We start from the raw sequence: 17,518 nt of genomic DNA, 5'->3' as shown, positions 1-17,518 counted from the left end.
AGGGCAACGCCGCAGGCTTAGCGAAAGCGCAAGCGCGGCGGAAGGCGGGATTAGCGGCTTTTGGCGATTAATTGCGGCGGATTTGGAGGCAGAACTGCCTAGAGCGTCAGCTCTGATTGCGAAAACGCTTTATTGCTCCAGCACCAGTCGGCCGTTGGCGTATTCGAAGCGCTTCAGCTTCGACAGGAACGACAGGCCGAGCAGGTTTTCCGACAGGGCTTCGTCGGGCAATACCATGGCGTCGACGTCGCGCACCACGATTCCGCCGAGATCGATCATGGCGATCCGCGACCGCGCCGCCTTGATGGTGCCGTTGGCGGTGGAGACGGTCGCATTGTAGTCGCCGCGCGCGGGACGCAGGCCGAACCGCGCCGCCGACTTCTCGTTCAGCGCCACCAGCGAAGCGCCGGTGTCGACCATGAAGTCGATACGCTGACCATCGATCCGGCCGTCGGCCTGGAAATGGCCGCGCGCGTCTCTGGGAATGCTGATGCTGCGGGAGCCTGCCTGCGCGACCGTCGCCGTTTCGGCTTTCTGTGGCTTGGCATTGGCGGAGGCCAGCGTCGGCGCAAATTTATCCGCCATCTGGGCCATGAAGCTGCCGAGGGCAACCAGGACGGCGGCAAAGATCATCAGGTTACGCATGACGCCACATTCAATACGCTAGATTTGGCCAGACTGCCGATAACACCACGGCGCCAGCCAAGGCGCGACTAACAACGCCGGCCGAGGCTGCCATTTTGGCGAAAAGGATGAGTGAAGCGTTAACGCTGCTGCGCAATCGCGCCCGTTCACGTCCCGCGCGGTTTCACCCGCCGCGTCGGCAGCGCATTGGCCGGGTCTTCCGGCCAGGGATGACGGGGATAGCGGCCGCGGAGATCGGAACGCACGGCCGCATAAGAGCCGCGCCAGAATCCGGGCAGATCGCGCGTCACCTGCACCGGCCGCTGCGCCGGCGACAGCAGTTCCAGCACCAGCGGCACCGCGCCCTTGGCGATCGAAGGGTGGGTGTTGAGCCCGAACAATTCCTGCAGCCGCACCGCGATCGTGGGCCCCTGCTCGGCCTCGTAGTCGATCGCCAGCATGGTGCCGGTCGGCGCCTCGAAATGGGTCGGCGCCTCGCGCTCCAGCCGTGCCCGCAAATCCCACGGCAATAGCGACATCAGCGCGTCCGAGAGATCGCCGGGTGACATGTCCTTCAGCGAAGTCTTGTCGTAGAGAACCGGCACGAGCCAGGTGTCGGATGCAGCGGCGAGCGCGTCGTCGGACAGATCAGGCCAGTTCTCGCCTTCCGCCTTGCGCAGGAACATGACGCGGTCGCGCCATTGCTTCAGGGATTTCGACCACGGCAATTTGTCGAGCCCGGCCGCGATCAATCCGGCGGCGAAGATTTTCGCGGTCTCCGCCGAGGGCTGCAGCGCCATTGGCGCTTCCGACAGCGTGATCGCGTGCAGGCTGCGCTTGCGCCGCGCGCGCAATGCCATCGCACCGCGATCGAACGAAATTTCTTCGGTGTTTTCGATCTGATCGGCGAAACGTAACTCGATCTCTTCCTGTCTGATCGGCGCCGCCAAAAGAATGCGCCCCTGCGCGGCGGTGCCGGTGAGTTCGGCGACCGCGATATAGGGCGCACGCGCCAGCGACGAGGTCTGGTCCACGGCCGCACCCCGGCCATTGGCGAGCACAAAACTGCCGTTGCCGCGGTTGCGCGCGACCCGATCGGGGAAGGCAAACGCCAGCATGACGCCTGTGCTCAGATCGCCTTCCGCCGGCTGAGGGGATGGCGCATCGGCGGCGACCTGCGAGGCCCAGCGCTGCGCCAGGCTGCGGGCGCTGGCGGCGCGTGGCGAACGGTCGCGGCGAAACTGATCCAGCCGGTGATCGAGATCGACGCTGTCACCGCCGAGCCCGCGCTCGGTCAGAACAGCGGCGATTTCGGCGGCTTGCTCGCCCGCGCCCGCGCGATGCGAGTCCACGATCATGCGCGCCAGCCGCGGTGGCAGCGCCAGCGCGCGCAGGCTCTTGCCTTCCGCGGTGATCCGGCCGTCGCCATCGAGCGCGCCGAGTTCGCTCAGGAGACTGTTGGCCTCCTTCAGCGCGGGCGCCGGCGGCGGATCGAGGAATGCCAGGGTTGCGGGATCGCGCACGCCCCATTGCGCAAGGTCGAGCACCAGCGAGGACAGGTCAGCCGAGAGAATTTCGGGTTGCGTGTAGGCGGCGAGCGAGGCGGTCTGCGGCTCGTCCCACAGCCGGTAACAGACGCCGGGCTCGGTGCGGCCGGCGCGGCCGCGGCGCTGGTCGACGGCGGCGCGCGAGGCGCGCACGGTTTCCAGCCGGGTCAGGCCGATATCCGGCTCATAGCGCGGCACCCGCGCCATGCCGGAATCCACCACGATCCGCACGCCCTCGATGGTCAGCGATGTCTCCGCAATCGAGGTCGCCAGCACCACCTTGCGCTGTCCCTTGGGCGCGGGCGCGATGGCGCGGTCCTGCACGGCGGCATCGAGCGCGCCGAACAGCGGCACGATCTCGATGCTGGCATCATGGACGCGCTCGACGAGAAAATTCTGCGTGCGGCGGATTTCGGCGGCGCCCGGCAGGAACGCCAGCACCGAACCGGGATCGGCGCGCAGCGCGGCCGCGATCGCGTCCGCCATCTGCCGCTCCAGCGGCGCATCGGGCTTGCGGCCGAGATAGCGCGTCTCCACCGGAAAGGCGCGGCCTTCGCTGGCGACCACCGGCGCATCGCCCAGGAGCTTGCCGACCCGCGCGCCGTCGAGCGTCGCCGACATCACGAGAATGCGCAGATCTTCGCGCAGGCCGGTCTGCGCATCGCGCGCCAGCGCCAGCCCCAGATCGGCATCGAGCGAGCGTTCGTGGAATTCATCGAACAGCACCGCGGCGACGCCGTTCAGTTCGGGATCGTCGAGAATCTGCCGCGAGAAAATGCCCTCGGTGACGACCTCGATGCGGGTCGCGCGCGATATCTTCGAGCCGAAGCGAACGCGATAGCCGACGGTCTCGCCGGCGCGCTCGCCGAGCGTTCGCGCCATCCGCTCCGCGCTGGCGCGCGCCGCGATCCGCCGCGGCTCCAGCATGATGATTTTCTTGCCCTTGAGCCAGGGAGCATCCAAGAGCGCCAGCGGCACCCGCGTGGTCTTGCCCGCGCCCGGAGGGGCCACCAGCACCGCGGCGTTGTTACCCATCAGCGTGCGCGCCAACTCGTCGAGCACGGCGTCGATTGGCAGGGGCGTGTCGAAGCTGCGGGGCAATTCTCTGATCCGTCATCGCCCGCGAAAGCGGGCGATCCAGTAAACGCAGATATCACCGATTACAAAGACCGGGAGTACTGGATACCCCGCCTGCGCGGGGTATGACAGTCATCAAACGCCAGTCTCTGATCCCCGTCCCACGCTGTCGTAGGTGAAGCCGTGGGCTTCCATATCCTCGCGGCGATAGATGTTGCGCAGATCCACCACCACCGGCTGGGCCATCTCGCTTTTCACGCGCTCCAGATCGAGGGTGCGGTACTGCACCCATTCGGTCACGATCACCATGGCGTCCGCGCCGCGCAGGCAATCATAAGGGTCTTCGCAATACTCGATATCGGGCAATTCCTTGCGCGCCTGTTCGATGCCGACCGGATCGTGCGCCCGCACCTTGGCGCCCATGTCGAGCAGCCCGGTGATCAGCGGCAGCGAGGGCGCCTCGCGCATGTCGTCAGTGTCGGGCTTGAAGGTGAGGCCGAGCACGGCCACCGTCTTGCCACGCAGGTTGCCGCCGGCCGCGTTCGATACCTTGCGCGCCATCGCGCGTTTGCGATTGTCGTTGACGCCGAGCACGGCCTCGACGATGCGCAGTTGCACGTCATGATCGAGCGCGATCTTGACCAGCGCGCGGGTATCCTTCGGAAAGCACGAGCCGCCGAAACCGGGGCCGGCATGCAAAAACTTCGCGCCGATGCGGTTGTCGAGCCCGATGCCGCGCGCGACTTCCTGTACGTCGGCGCCGACCTTTTCCGAGAGATCCGCGATCTCGTTGATGAAGGTGATCTTGGTGGCGAGAAACGCATTGGCGGCGTATTTGATCAGCTCCGCGGTGCGCCGTGCCGTGAACATCAGCGGCGCCTGGTTGAGCGACAACGGCCGGTAGACATCGCCGAGCACCTTGCGCCCGCGCTCGTCCGAGGTGCCGACCACGATGCGGTCGGGGAATTTGAAGTCGCGGATCGCAGCGCCCTCGCGCAGAAACTCCGGATTGGACGCCACCACCACATCGGCCGACGGGTTGACCTCGCGGATCAATCGCTCGACCTCGTCGCCAGTGCCGACCGGCACCGTCGATTTGGTGACCACCACCGTAAAGCCCTTGAGTACGGCGGCGATCTCGCGGGCCGCGGCGTGCACATAGCTCAAATCCGCGTGACCATCGCCGCGCCGCGACGGCGTGCCGACCGCGATGAACACCGCGTCGGCGTCCGCAACCGGCCCGGTCAGGTCGGTGGTGAAGTCGAGCCGTTTTGCCTTCACATTGGAGGCCACCAGCGCGTCGAGCCCGGGTTCGAAAATCGGGATTTCGCCGCGCAGCAGCGCCGCGATCTTGTCGGCGTCCTTGTCCACGCAGGTAACCTGGTGGCCGAAATCGGCAAAGCAGGCGCCGGAAACCAGCCCCACATAGCCCGTGCCAATCATGGCAATGCGCATGAAACAGCCTGTTTTTGATGGTTAACGGTCGTTCGGATTCTGCCCGCCTCTTAAAGCATTTGGTGGCAAAGAGGAAACCGGAAAACGCCGAAAGCCGGCAAAGAAATCGCCGAGAAACCGGCAGAAACCGGCAAGAAACCGGCATGTCATTTGTATGAATAAAGGAGAAAGCAACAGATCGGGCCGATGATGCGGCTCCAGCGTGTCGAAACAGGACAGCCATGACACCAAACAGCACATCCGCAGTTGCCGAACGTCCCATGCCACGCGCGGGGTCGGCGACGTCGCGTATCGATTGGGTGGACTACGCCAAGGGCATCTGCATCGTCATGGTCGTGATGATGCATTCGGTGTTGGGGGTCGAAGCCGCCGCGGGCCAGACCGGCTTCATGCATTGGCTGGTCATGTTCGCAAAACCGTTCCGGATGCCGGATTTCTTCCTGATTTCAGGCCTGTTCCTGGCCGTCGTGATCGACCGCGACTGGCGTACTTACCTCGACCGAAAGGTCGTGCATTTCGCCTATTTCTATGTGCTGTGGGTAACGATCCAGTTCGGCTTCAAGGCGCCGTCCTTCGCCGCCGGGTCGAATTGGGCCCATGTCGGCTATCTCTATCTGCAATCCTTCATCGAGCCGTTCGGCACGCTGTGGTTCATCTATCTGCTGCCGATCTTCTTCCTCGTCACAAAACTGACACGGGGCGCGCCGCAGCTCGCGATCTTTGCCGGGGGCGCGCTGCTTGAAATGGCGCATGTCGCGACCGGCTGGACCGTGATCGACGAATTCTGCGGACGCTTCGTCTATTTCTACGCGGGCTACTGGCTGGCAGCTTACGTTTTCGCGCTGTCGGATCGCGCCCGGGTGCGCCCTTCCTTCGCGCTCATGGGCCTGGCGCTGTGGGCGCTGGTCAATGGCGGCCTGGTCATAACCGGCTTCAGCGAATGGCCGCTGATCTCGCTCGCGCTGGGGTTTGCCGGCGCCGGCGCCATCATCGTCATGGGCACGCTGCTGGCGCGGGTACAGTGGCTCAATTTCCTGCGCTATTGCGGCGAGCATTCGATCGTCATCTACCTCGCCTTCTTCCTGCCGATGGCCACGACAAGGACCGTGCTGCTGCGCAGCGGGCTTTTTGATATCGGCACGGTGTCGCTGATCGTGACCGTGGCAGGCCTCGTCGGCGCACTGGTGATCTGGCGGCTGGCATTGGCGCTGCGTGCCAACTTCCTGTTCGAACGCCCCGCCGCGTTCTGGATCGCGCCGAAAAAGCCCGCCCCGGTATTGCAGGCCGCGGAGTAGGTTTCCCGTCGTTGCCCGGCTTGACCGGGCAACCCAGTACGCCGCGGCTTCTCGATTAATCACTGACGTCTCTGGAATACTGGGTCACCCGCCTGCGCGGGTGACGACACCAAGTATTGCAGTGGAGCACCACCAAAAATCGCCCGCCGAGGCTGTCAAAACCGCGCAAAAATCCCTAAGTTTCGGCCATGCCGAAAACAGCCCCCAAAGCCGCCAAATCCGCCCCCTCGAAATCCCCCGCCAAGTCTGAGACCAAGCCTGAGACCAAGGCCGAAACCAAGGCGCCCGCCAAGGTTCCGGGCAAGGGCGACCATGTGTTTCTGGTCGACGGTTCCTCCTACATATTCCGCGCCTATCACGCGCTGCCGCCGCTGAACCGCAAATCCGACGGGCTGCAGGTCAATGCCGTGCTCGGCTTCTGCAACATGCTGTGGAAGCTGCTCCGCGACATGCCGGAAGATAACCGACCGACCCATCTGGCGATTATCTTCGACAAGTCCGAGATCACGTTCCGCAACAAGCTCTACCCCGATTACAAGGCGCATCGGCCACCCGCGCCGGACGATCTGATCCCGCAATTCGCGCTGATCCGCGAGGCGGTGCGCGCCTTCGACCTGCCCTGCCTGGAACAGGTGGGCTTCGAGGCCGACGATCTGATTGCGACCTATGTGCGGCTAGCCTGCGAGCGCGGCGCCACCGCGACGATCGTGTCGTCGGACAAGGACTTGATGCAGCTGGTGACCGACTGCGTCACCATGTACGACACCATGAAGGACCGGCGCATCGGAATACCCGAGGTGATCGAGAAATTCGGCGTGCCGCCGGAGAAGGTGGTCGAGGTACAGGCGCTCGCGGGGGATTCGACCGACAACGTGCCCGGCGTGCCCGGCATCGGCGTCAAGACCGCGGCGCAACTGATCGTCGAATATGGCGATCTGGAAACGTTGCTGCTCCGCGCCGGCGAGATCAAGCAGCCGAAGCGGCGCGAAGCGCTGATCGAGAACGCCGAGAAGGCGCGGATTTCGCGGCAGCTGGTGCTGCTCGACGACAAGGTCGAGCTCGAGGTGCCGCTCGACGAGCTCGCGGTGCACGAACCCGATGCGCGCAAGCTGATCGCATTCCTCAAGGCGATGGAGTTCTCCACCCTCACCCGCCGGGTCGCCGATTATTCGCAGATCGATCCGTCCGATGTGGAGGCGGACGCCGGCAACAAAAGCGGAGCCAGCACTTTTGGGGTCTTCCCGCTTGCCGAAAAGGTAGACGAACTGGGCGGCCCGAGTGGCGACCTGTTCGCGGAGAGAGGCGCCGGTGGAAAAGCCGGCGCACCGGCCAAGCCGACGGGTGACCGGCAAGACAAGGCTTCAAGCCTGAAGGGCACCCCGATCTCGCTCGCGAACGCGCGCGAGGCGGCGATCCGAAAGATCCCGTTCGACCGCAAGACGTATCAGAGCATCGGCAGCCTCGATCAGCTCCAGGCCTGGCTCGCGCGGGTGCACGATGTCGGCCATTTCGCCATCGAGGCGATGTCCGACTCGATCGATCCGATGCAGGCGGAAATCTCCGGCATTGCGCTGGCGCTGGCGCCCAATGATGCCTGCTATGTCCCGCTCGGCCACAAGCAGTCCGGCGGCGGTGCCGGCCTGTTCGACGCCGGCCTCGCGCCGAACCAGATCAAGGCGAGCGATGCGCTTGCCGCCTTGAAGCCGCTGCTGGAATCGGCCGGCATTCTCAAGATCGGCTTCAACATCAAGTTCAACGCCGTGATGCTGGCCCAGCACGGCATCACGCTGCGCAACCATGACGATGCGCAATTGATGTCCTATGCGCTGGATGCCGGCCGCAACGCCCATGGGCTCGAAGGGCTCGCCGAGCGCTGGCTCGGCCATGCCGTGATCGCTTATGCCGGCCTGACCGGCAGCGGCAAGAACAAGCTCACCTTCGATCAGGTCGCAATCGACAAGGCGGCCGAATATGCGGCCGAGAGCGCCGATGTGATCTTGCGGCTGTGGCGCGTGCTCAAGCCGCGCCTCGTCGCCGACCGCATGACCGCGGTCTATGAGACGCTGGAACGGCCGCTGATCTCGGTGCTGGCGCGGATGGAGCGGCGCGGCATTTCGATCGACCGCCAGGTGTTGTCGCGTTTGTCGGGCGAATTCGCCCAGACCGCAGCCAGGGTCGAAGCCGAGCTGCAGGAGATCGCGGGCGAGCCGATCAACGTCGGCAGCCCCAAGCAGATCGGCGATATCATCTTCGGCAAGATGGGTATCACCGGCGGCAGCAAGACCAAGACCGGCGCCTGGTCGACCTCGGCGCAGGTGCTCGACGAGCTCGCCGAACAGGGTCACGAATTTCCGAAGAAGATTCTGGAATGGCGGCAGGTCTCGAAACTGAAATCGACCTATACCGACGCGCTGCCGGAATATGTGCATCCGCAAACCCATCGGGTTCACACCACTTACGCGCTGGCCGCGACCACCACCGGGCGGCTGTCGTCGAACGAGCCGAACCTGCAGAACATTCCGGTGCGCACCGAGGACGGCCGCAAGATCCGCCGCGCCTTCATTGCCACTCCCGGCCACAAACTGGTGTCGGCGGACTACTCGCAGATCGAGCTGCGGCTGCTGGCCGAGATCGCCGACATCCCGGTGCTGAAGCAGGCGTTCCGCGACGGGCTCGACATTCACGCCATGACGGCCTCCGAAATGTTCGGCGTGCCGATCAAGGGCATGCCGAGCGAAATCCGCCGCCGCGCGAAAGCGATCAATTTCGGCATCATCTACGGCATCTCGGCGTTCGGCCTCGCCAACCAGCTCGGCATCGCCCGCGAGGAAGCCTCCGCCTACATCAAGAGGTACTTCGAGCGTTTCCCGGGCATCCGCGCCTACATGGACGAGACGCGGGATTTCTGCCGCAGCAACGGCTATGTCGAGACGCTGTTCGGCCGCAAGTGCCACTACCCCGATATCAAGGCGAGCAACGCCTCGGTCCGTTCCTTCAACGAGCGCGCCGCGATCAACGCCCGCCTGCAAGGCTCGGCTGCCGACATCATCCGCCGCGCCATGATCCGGATGGAGGATGCGCTGGCCGAGAAGAAACTGTCGGCGCAGATGCTGCTGCAGGTCCACGACGAACTGATCTTCGAAGTGCCCGAGCAGGAAGTCGCCGCGACGCTGCCGGTGGTGCAGCACGTGATGCAGGACGCGCCGTTCCCGGCGGTGCTGCTCTCGGTGCCGCTGCAGGTCGATGCGCGCGCGGCGAATAATTGGGACGAGGCGCATTAGCCTCGGTGTCATCGCCCGGCTTGACCGGGCGATCCAGTATTCCAGAGCACGCGCGAGCGACCACGGCTGCACCTACAGCCATCGTGGCAGGCAGTACCGCCTATCGGATAGGTCGGTGATTACTGGATCGCCCGGTCAAGCCGGGCGATGACGGTGAGAGGAGCGCGGCGCCGCTACCTTCGCCGCCAGAATTGCTCTCCGTGCAATTTACGAAATGACACCGCGGCGGGACGCACGCTAAAAACGCGCGTTTCCTCCCGCGAGTCCCTCATGCCTCACATCTCAGCCCTGCTCGGTTTCGCGCTCGTCTCGCTCGGCATGGTGCTGACGCCGGGGCCGAACATGATTTACCTGATCTCGCGTTCGATCACGCAAGGCGCCGCGGCAGGGATCGTCTCGCTTGGCGGCGTGGCGCTCGGGTTTGTGTTCTACATGCTGTGCGCGGCGTTCGGCATCACCGCGCTGTTGTTCGCGGTGCCTTATGCGTATGACGCGCTGCGGTTTGCGGGTGCAGCCTATTTGCTGTGGCTGGCATGGCAGGCACTCAAGCCGGGCGGCCGTTCGCCGTTCCAGGTGAAGAAGTTGCAGGTGGACGGTCCGCGCAAGCTGTTCGCGATGGGCTTTGTCACCAACTTGCTGAACCCGAAGATCGCGATGCTCTATCTGGCGCTGCTGCCGCAGTTCATCGATCCCGCTGTGGGCAGCGTGCTGACGCAGTCGCTGGCGCTGGGCGCGATCCAGATCGTCATCAGCGTCAGCCTCAACGCCATGATCGCGCTCGCCGCCGGATCGATCGCGCTGTTTCTCGGCACGCGGCCGAGCTGGCTGTTGGTGCAGCGCTGGCTGATGGGCACCGTGCTGGCGGGGCTGGCGGTGAAGATGGCGTTGGAGAAGAGGGCGTGAGACGAGGCCGTCGCAACACCGCGGGCTGTCATCGCCCGGCAAGCCGGGCGACCCAGTATTCCAGAGCAGGCGAAGTGAACCACTGCACGGGCCGCATTCGCCCGTTGTCCTCAATCCGCAACGACCCGGCGTACTGGATCGCCCGGTCAAGCCGGGCGACGACAATAGTGCCCTCAATCCAGCTTGGCTTCCATGCCGCGCTTGGTCGCCGGGCGGGCCATCAATGCGTTGTACCAGCGTTCGACGTTGGGAAAATCCTTCAGTTCCACCTTGTGGCGGGGATGGCGCCAGGCCCAGCCGAGGATGGCGAAATCGGCGACCGACAGCGCGTCCGCGACGAACTCGCGGCCGTCGAGCCGCCGGTCCAGCACGCCATAGAGCCGGCGGGTTTCATCCATGTAGCGCTTCACGCCGTAGGCGCGGTCGGTCTCGTTCTCCAGCGCGATGAAATGGTGCACCTGGCCGGGCATCGGCCCGAAACCGCCCATCTGCCACATCAGCCATTCATAAACCGGGATGCGCTGCGCCAGCGGCCTGGGCAGGAACTTGCCGGTCTTCTCGCCGAGATAAAGCAGGATCGCGCCGGATTCGAAAATGCTGACCGGCTTGCCGTCCGGTCCATCGGGATCGACGATCGCGGGAATCTTGTTGTTCGGGCTGAGCTTGAGGAAAGCGGGCGCCATCTGCTCGCCCTTGCCGATGTTCACCGGGATCACCTTGTAGGGCAGCCCCATTTCCTCCAGCGCGACCGATATCTTGCGGCCGTTCGGCGTGTTCCAGGTGTGCAGTTCGATGGTCATGACCGGTTTCCCCCCAATAAGGCTTGGGCTTCCCGTAGCGCGGAAGCTTGTGGCCTTACAACCGCCGTTTCCGAAGGGGCCTCCCTGCGCGAGGCGGGGGCCCGGCAGATTGCCGCGCCCTGTTGATTGGGCCGGATCGGCTCTGGAATGAAAGGGAAAGCACCGATAGATTGCCGCCCGCCTCGAACCTTTGGGAATACGCCTTGTCCAAGTCAGCCTCCCGTGCCCGTCTCGCCGAGATCATCCGCAAGCGATCGTTCGGCCGCGGCGAGATCACGCTGGCCTCGGGCCGCAAGAGCGACTTCTATTTCAATCTCAAGCCGACCATGCTCGACCCCGAGGGCGCGGCCCTGCTGGCGGAACTGACCTACGAGGCGCTGAAGGACGACGAGCTGGATTACGTCGGCGGGCTGGAAATGGGCGCGGTGCCGCTGGCCGGCGCGATCGCGCAGCTATCCTGGCTCAAGGGCCATCCGATCGCGGCGTTCTTCGTGCGCAAGAAACCGAAGGAACATGGCGCCCGCCTTGCGGTCGAGGGTCTTGCCAAGGGCGAGAGCCTGCAAGGCAAGCGCATCGTGATCGTCGAGGACGTCACCACGACCGGGGGCTCGGCGCTGAAGGCGGCCGAGGCGGTGCGCGAGGCCGGCGGTGAGATCGTGCTGGTATTCACCATGGTCGACCGCGAAGAAGGCGCGAGCGAAGCGTTCGCCGAAGCGGGGATACAATTTCGCTCGCTGTACAGGGCCGGTGAATTTTTGAAGGGTTGATTTCGAGTCACTCTCTTACCTCTCCCGCTTGCGGGGTCGAGACGAGCGAAGCTTGCTCTTAGGTCGGCGCGCGCAAGCGTGCCGGGTGGGGGCTCTCTCCACACGAACGGTCCGACTCGCGGCAACGCCCCCACCCCGCCCTCCCCGCAAGCGCGGGAGAGGGAGAAGAAACGCATTTCTTTTCTCGCCCTCCTACCCCTGCTCATAGCTCGTTTACCATCCCCGATTATGGTGAATCTCGCTGACGCCTGTCGCGCGTCGGTGCGTCGAGTTGCGTTGGGTGGAGTTAGCGTTGCGTACAGAGTTGGCTTTTTCGCGCATGCGGCGCCGCGCGATATCCGTTGCCGCCGCCATGCTTGCAGGGTCCATGATTCTGGTGCCCGGCAGCGTATCTGCCGAAGGCCTGTTCGACATGTTCTTTGGCGGGGGCCAGAAACAGCAGGCGCGGCAAGCCGCCCCGCAGGCGAATTTCTTTGCCGATCCGTTCGGTCTCAATCAGCCGCCAGCCCAGCCCGCACCGGCGCCGCGTGTTGCCGGCTCGGGACCCGCCTTCTGCGTCCGCAGCTGCGACGGCAAATATTTTCCGCTGACCACGCGCGGCAATGCCACGCCGGTTCAGATGTGCCAGGCGTTCTGCCCGGCCAGCACCACCAAGGTGTTTTATGGCAGCAACATCGACAGTGCGTCGGCCAGCAATGGCGAGCGCTACGCCGACAGTGAAAACGCCTTCGCCTACCGCAAGGCGCTGCGCGCCGATTGCACCTGCAACGGCAGAAGCCCGACTGGCCTCGCGCCGGTCGACCTCGCGCTCGACACCTCGCTGCGCTCGGGCGATGTCGTCGCTACCGCCGATGGCCTGGTGGCCTATACCGGCGTCCGCCTAGGCGCCGAGCAGACCGCCGAATTCACGCCTGTCGCCTCCTATCCCGGCCTCACCGCCAGCGTCCGCGCGCGGCTCGGTGAAATGAAGGTCGCGCCGGTCAGCGCCGAAATGGTCGGTGAAACCGTGATGCCGGAAGCCAGGAACGAGATCGCGATGCCGGCGAGCGTGGTGCCGAAGAGCGCAACGCCGAAGGCGGCGAAGCGCGCGGAAGTGAATTGACGGCCGATCGCAGGAGTCAGCGATAGGCATCGATGCGTATCAAGGCCGTCATTCCGGGGCGATGCACAGCATCGAACCCGGAATCTCGAGATTCCGGGTCTGGTCCTACGGACCATCCCGGAATGACGAATGCAAACTCACCGCCCGACGATCACCCCAATTACATTCGGCGCCGACAAATATTTTTCCTCGATCGCCGCGCGCGCCGCGGCGCGGTTCTCGGGCGTCAGCAAGCCCCGCTTTTCGGCGAGGATCATCCAGCAATAGCCCCACCAGTCGGTCAGCATGCCCTGATCGTCGACGAGGTCGTAGCCCTGCTCCGCCGCAAAGATCCGCGCATGGGCCTCATCGAGCGAATCGAGCCAGGCGTGGTCGGCGATCGAAAACAGCTCGTCGCTGAAATCGTCGGTCGTGTAGCCCCACACCGACATGCAGACGGCGTTGAACTCACGGTCGATCGCGTCGTCGTCGACCGATTGGCGGCGCGAGGCCTGATGCAGGCGCGACAGCGAGCGCGCGAAATCGGCGATACGGGTGAGCGCGAATTGATCGAAGGCGATGGTGGACATGGACATGTAGTCCTCGATACCAGTGATAGACCATAGATATTGTGTCGGCACTGCGCCGAATCACAATGATATATCAAAGACTTGCTAAAGTGTTCTTAATTTGTTCCAATCAATCGAAATAGCGGGATGGGACGATGGACCGGATGCAAGCCGCCGACATTGCCAAGCACTTGCACGATGCTGCGGCCGCCATAGACCGAGCGAGCGCGGTCATATTGACCCTTGAACAGCAGGATCGGGCAGCGCTCGCCGACCCCCTTGGAGATATCGTTTCTGCTTTGCATTTCGAGCTCTTGCGGGCCGTTTACAATCGCTATCCGGACTTGCGACCGCCGTCGGACGAAGAGCCTGCCATCGATTCGCACCTGCGATGGGAGAACGTTGTGCTTCCCAGGTCCGTGTCCGAAGCCGACCTCGACCAGTTGATCTTTTCCGTCCTGGATCCGAATTGGCGGAAGACTGCCCGAATTATCAGCGACCTCCTTATTCGCTGCAAAGCGCTTGCATGGCCCGTCGATGCGCAAATGTTGTCTGCGCGCATTCAAGCACTGGCTGAAGCCGGAAGTATCGAGAGCGCAGGGGATCTTCGCGCATGGCGGCATAGCGAGGTGCGGTTGAGGAGCCGGTGAGCGACGATTCGCAGGCAGCCAGAGCCGGTTCACTGCGACGAAGCGCTGGAAAACAGATTGATCACGACGACTCCGGAAACAATCAGGCCCATGCCGCAGAGCGCCGCCGTATCCAGCTTCTGGCTCTGGAACACCCAGGCGATCGTGGCGATCAGGACGACGCCAACGCCCGACCAGACGGCATAGACCACGCCGGTCGGCAGGCTTCGCAGGGTCAGCGACAGAAAGTAAAACGCCACCGCGTAACCCGCGACCGTGACCAGCGATGGCAGCGGCTTGCTGAAGCCATCGGACAGTTTCAGGAACGTTGTCGCCACGACTTCCGAGAGAATCGCGATGCCCAAATAGAGATAGGTCATGCCGCCTGCTAGCAGAGGCATGTGATGTTTTGACGACTCGCACAGAGCACGAGCGTCTATTCGGTCCTGATCGATACGAGGGGATCACGGGTTCCGGATGGCCTTCGCTGCGTCCGCGCCAAGGCGACAAGAAACGGCGATCAAAACGCGTTCACATCGCCGACAGCATCTTGTCGCCGCAATAATTGGCGTAGAATTTTCCGCCGCATTGCCGCTTGATCGCAGCGCAGCGCGCGGCCGGCGCTGCGTTCTTCGCGACGCTGAAGGAGCAGCCCAATCCGTCGGCGCTCCTGCCGGTCTTGCCGGCGGCGAACGCGGCGCTGGTGACGCTGATGCAAACCATCAAAAGCGTGGCAGCGGCGATCTCGATGATCAATCTCATGGCGGGATCTCCCCCTGAACTGGCGTGAAATCATCGCTTTCGAACGCCATTCTAGCACTGAAATCAGGGGCGCGGAGGCCGTCAAATCGGCCCAGTCCTTGCATAAAAACATACCAACGCAGTGCACAACAAACCTTTGGACAGTTCCTGTTGCGGTGCAAGGCGGGTATCCTTTTGTGAGTCTCAACTGCGGGGATTGACGCGTTGCAAGAACAAGCGCTCCCAGAAAACCATTCGGCGCCGGGTCAGCCGATCGACGAGCTGGCGCTGACCGAAATCAAGGGCGCGATCCTCGCCAAGCTGCGGCTTGCCATCGGCAAGGACGCCGGCATGGCGACCAAGCGCGACTGGTACAAGGCCGCGGCGCTGGCGCTGCGCGACCGCATCGTGCACCGCTGGCTGACCGCCGAGAAGGACAACTACGACGCCGGCCGCAAGCGGGTCTATTACCTCTCGCTCGAATTTTTGATCGGACGGCTGTTCACCGACGCGCTGAACAATATGGGCCTGCTGCCGGTGTTCGAGGCCGCGCTCGGCGATCTCGGCGTCGATCTGTCGGATTTGCGCAAATGCGAACCCGATGCCGCGCTCGGCAATGGCGGCCTCGGGCGGCTCGCGGCCTGCTTCATGGAAAGCATGGCAACGCTGGCGATCCCCGCGATCGGCTACGGCATCCGCTACGATTTCGGCCTGTTCCGCCAGATCATCGCACAGGGCTGGCAGCAGGAATATCCCGACGAGTGGCTGGGCTTCGGCAACCCCTGGGAATTCCAGCGCTCCGAGGTGGTCTACCAGGTGCATTTCGGCGGCCATGTCACCCATGTCGAGGACAAGGGGCGCGAACGCGCGAGTTGGCATCCCGGCGAAACCGTGCAGGCCGTCGCCTACGACACCCCGATCGTCGGCTGGCGCGGCCAACACGTCAACGCGCTGCGGCTGTGGTCGGCGCGCTCGCCCGATCCGCTGCGGCTGGATGCCTTCAACACCGGCGACTATCTCGGCGCGGTGGCCGAGGAAGCGCGCGCGGAATCGATCTGCAAATTCCTCTATCCGAACGACGAGAGCGCGGCGGGCCGCGAATTGCGGCTGCGCCAGGAATATTTCTTCGTCTCCGCCTCGCTGCAGGATCTGGTCAAGCGGCACCTCGCCGCCGACGGGCAGCTGCGCAGCCTCGCGCAAAAGGCCGCCGTACAGCTCAACGACACCCATCCGAGCCTTGCCGTCACCGAGCTGATGCGGATCCTGGTCGACCTGCACAATTTCCGCTGGGATGAAGCCTGGAAGATCACGGTCGCGACGCTGTCCTACACCAACCACACGCTGCTGCCGGAAGCGCTCGAGACCTGGCCGGTCGAATTGTTCGAGCGGCTGCTGCCGCGGCATCTGGAAATCATCTACCGCATCAATGCCGCGCATCTGGCACTGGCGGAGCAACGCTGCCCCGGCGACATCGACTTCCGCGCCTCGGTATCGCTGATCGACGAGCGTTCCGGCCGCCGGGTGCGGATGGGACAACTGGCCTTTGTCGGCTCGCACCGCATCAACGGCGTCTCGGCGATGCATTCCGACCTGATGAAGGAGACCGTGTTCCACGATCTCAACCATCTTTATCCGGCGCGCATCACCAACAAGACCAACGGCATCACGTTTCGGCGCTGGCTGATGCTGGCCAATCCGAAACTGACCGGCCTGTTGCGCAAGACCTGCGGCGAAGCCGTGCTCGATGATTTCTCGCAGCTGCAGCGCCTCGAAGAGCTTTGCGGCGACAATTCGTTCCAGCAGCAGTTCCGCGACGTCAAGCTGCAGAACAAGCTGGCGCTGGCGCGGGTGATCGGCGAGCGCCTCAGCATCAAGGTCGACCCGTCGGCGCTGTTCGACGTCCAGATCAAGCGCATCCATGAATACAAGCGGCAGCTACTCAACATCCTCGAAACGGTTGCGCTGTATCAGGCGATCAGGGACGAACCCCAGCGCGACTGGGTGCCGCGGGTAAAAATCTTCGCCGGCAAGGCGGCGGCGAGCTACCGCACCGCCAAGCTGATCATCAAGCTGATCAACGACGTCGCCGAGATCGTCAATAACGATCCCGTGGTCGCGGGGCGGCTGAAGATCGTGTTCCTCGCCAACTACAATGTGAGCCTCGCCGAAGTGATCATCCCGGCGGCGGATCTATCAGAACAGATCTCGACCGCCGGCATGGAAGCGTCCGGCACCGGCAACATGAAGCTCGCGCTCAATGGCGCACTGACCATCGGCACGCTCGATGGCGCCAACATCGAAATCCGCGACCATGTCGGCGCGGAAAACATCGCGATCTTCGGCATGGAAGCCGGCGACGTCATGGTCCGGCGCCGGCAGGGGCTCGATGCCTCCGACGTGATCCGCCGCTCGCCCCGGCTGTCGCGGGCGATCAGCGCGATCGAGAGCGGCGACTTCTCCCCGGGCGACCCGGCCCGGTTCGAGGCGATCGGTCACACGCTGCGCCAATTCGACCACTACATGTGCGCCGCCGATTTCGATTCCTATTACGAAGCCCAGCGCGGCATCGACGCGCGCTGGCAGGTGATGCCGGCATGGACGCGGGCCTCGATCCTCAACGTGGCGCGGATGCCGTGGTTCTCTTCCGACCGCACCATCCGCGAATATGCCGAGGATATCTGGCACGTGCCAGTGCTCCCGACCGCGGCCGCGCCGGCGCAGGAAGTCCAGCGCGGGGCGTCGGGCTGAA

The 17,518-nt window shown here is 64.1% G+C and carries 14 protein-coding genes; 7 read left to right on the top strand and 7 right to left on the bottom strand.

The window, feature by feature from the left end; all coding sequences use genetic code 11:
* Positions 1-129: 129 nt before the first annotated feature.
* From ACSQ84_RS23130 to ACSQ84_RS23120, 3 genes are all read right to left on the bottom strand, one after another.
* Positions 130-645, bottom strand: coding sequence for a TIGR02281 family clan AA aspartic protease (locus tag ACSQ84_RS23130; protein WP_436214008.1), 516 nt, complete (start codon positions 643-645; stop codon positions 130-132).
* Positions 646-791: 146 nt separating this feature from the next.
* On the bottom strand, positions 792-3,272 hold the full coding sequence (hrpB, locus tag ACSQ84_RS23125) for an ATP-dependent helicase HrpB (RefSeq protein ID WP_436214007.1): 2,481 nt from the start codon (positions 3,270-3,272) through the stop codon (positions 792-794).
* Between the two features lie 111 nt (positions 3,273-3,383).
* On the bottom strand, positions 3,384-4,703 hold the full coding sequence (locus tag ACSQ84_RS23120; RefSeq protein ID WP_436214006.1) for a UDP-glucose dehydrogenase family protein: 1,320 nt from the start codon (positions 4,701-4,703) through the stop codon (positions 3,384-3,386).
* Positions 4,704-4,924: 221 nt separating this feature from the next.
* On the opposite strand from ACSQ84_RS23120, the gene ACSQ84_RS23115 reads away from it, so the two are divergent.
* The 3 genes from ACSQ84_RS23115 (at position 4,925) to ACSQ84_RS23105 (ending at position 10,182) form a co-directional block, all read left to right on the top strand.
* The gene (locus tag ACSQ84_RS23115; protein WP_436214005.1) at positions 4,925-5,998 is read left to right on the top strand and encodes an acyltransferase family protein; all 1,074 of its coding nucleotides are present in this window, start codon (positions 4,925-4,927) and stop codon (positions 5,996-5,998) included.
* A 188-nt stretch (positions 5,999-6,186) separates the two neighbouring features.
* A complete protein-coding gene (gene polA, locus ACSQ84_RS23110; RefSeq protein ID WP_436214004.1) occupies positions 6,187-9,279 on the top strand; it encodes a DNA polymerase I in 3,093 nt (1,030 codons plus the stop codon).
* Between the two features lie 270 nt (positions 9,280-9,549).
* The gene (locus ACSQ84_RS23105; RefSeq protein WP_436214003.1) at positions 9,550-10,182 is read left to right on the top strand and encodes a LysE family translocator; all 633 of its coding nucleotides are present in this window, start codon (positions 9,550-9,552) and stop codon (positions 10,180-10,182) included.
* Positions 10,183-10,355: 173 nt separating this feature from the next.
* On the opposite strand, the gene ACSQ84_RS23100 is transcribed toward ACSQ84_RS23105, so the two are convergent.
* Positions 10,356-10,982: a glutathione S-transferase family protein gene (locus ACSQ84_RS23100; RefSeq protein ID WP_436214002.1), complete on the bottom strand. Its 627-nt coding sequence runs from the start codon at positions 10,980-10,982 to the stop codon at positions 10,356-10,358.
* A 203-nt stretch (positions 10,983-11,185) separates the two neighbouring features.
* Between ACSQ84_RS23100 and pyrE the strand changes: the two genes are divergently transcribed.
* Positions 11,186-11,749 carry an orotate phosphoribosyltransferase gene (gene pyrE, locus ACSQ84_RS23095; RefSeq protein WP_436214001.1) on the top strand — a complete coding sequence of 188 codons (564 nt, stop codon included), beginning with the start codon at positions 11,186-11,188 and terminating at the stop codon, positions 11,747-11,749.
* A gap of 319 nt (positions 11,750-12,068) precedes the next feature.
* The gene (locus ACSQ84_RS23090; protein ID WP_436214098.1) at positions 12,069-12,851 is read left to right on the top strand and encodes a DUF2865 domain-containing protein; all 783 of its coding nucleotides are present in this window, start codon (positions 12,069-12,071) and stop codon (positions 12,849-12,851) included.
* A 137-nt stretch (positions 12,852-12,988) separates the two neighbouring features.
* Here the strand turns inward: ACSQ84_RS23090 and ACSQ84_RS23085 are convergent, their stop codons facing one another.
* On the bottom strand, positions 12,989-13,420 hold the full coding sequence (locus ACSQ84_RS23085; protein WP_436214097.1) for a hypothetical protein: 432 nt from the start codon (positions 13,418-13,420) through the stop codon (positions 12,989-12,991).
* Positions 13,421-13,554: 134 nt separating this feature from the next.
* Between ACSQ84_RS23085 and ACSQ84_RS23080 the strand changes: the two genes are divergently transcribed.
* The gene (locus ACSQ84_RS23080; RefSeq protein WP_436214000.1) at positions 13,555-14,049 is read left to right on the top strand and encodes a DUF3658 domain-containing protein; all 495 of its coding nucleotides are present in this window, start codon (positions 13,555-13,557) and stop codon (positions 14,047-14,049) included.
* A gap of 29 nt (positions 14,050-14,078) precedes the next feature.
* Here the strand turns inward: ACSQ84_RS23080 and ACSQ84_RS23075 are convergent, their stop codons facing one another.
* Together ACSQ84_RS23075 and ACSQ84_RS23070 are read right to left on the bottom strand one after the other, a co-directional pair.
* Positions 14,079-14,408 (bottom strand): DMT family transporter, encoded by a 330-nt coding sequence (locus tag ACSQ84_RS23075; RefSeq protein ID WP_211999553.1) that lies wholly within the window; start codon positions 14,406-14,408, stop codon positions 14,079-14,081.
* A 151-nt stretch (positions 14,409-14,559) separates the two neighbouring features.
* Positions 14,560-14,790 carry a hypothetical protein gene (locus tag ACSQ84_RS23070; protein WP_436213999.1) on the bottom strand — a complete coding sequence of 77 codons (231 nt, stop codon included), beginning with the start codon at positions 14,788-14,790 and terminating at the stop codon, positions 14,560-14,562.
* Between the two features lie 195 nt (positions 14,791-14,985).
* Between ACSQ84_RS23070 and ACSQ84_RS23065 the strand changes: the two genes are divergently transcribed.
* Positions 14,986-17,517: a glycogen/starch/alpha-glucan phosphorylase gene (locus tag ACSQ84_RS23065; RefSeq protein WP_436214096.1), complete on the top strand. Its 2,532-nt coding sequence runs from the start codon at positions 14,986-14,988 to the stop codon at positions 17,515-17,517.
* Position 17,518: the final 1 nt, after the last annotated feature.

Source organism: Bradyrhizobium sp. LjRoot220, from assembly GCF_964252915.1.
Classification (GTDB): domain Bacteria; phylum Pseudomonadota; class Alphaproteobacteria; order Rhizobiales; family Xanthobacteraceae; genus Bradyrhizobium.
This window is presented reverse-complemented; position numbering and strand designations above follow the sequence as displayed.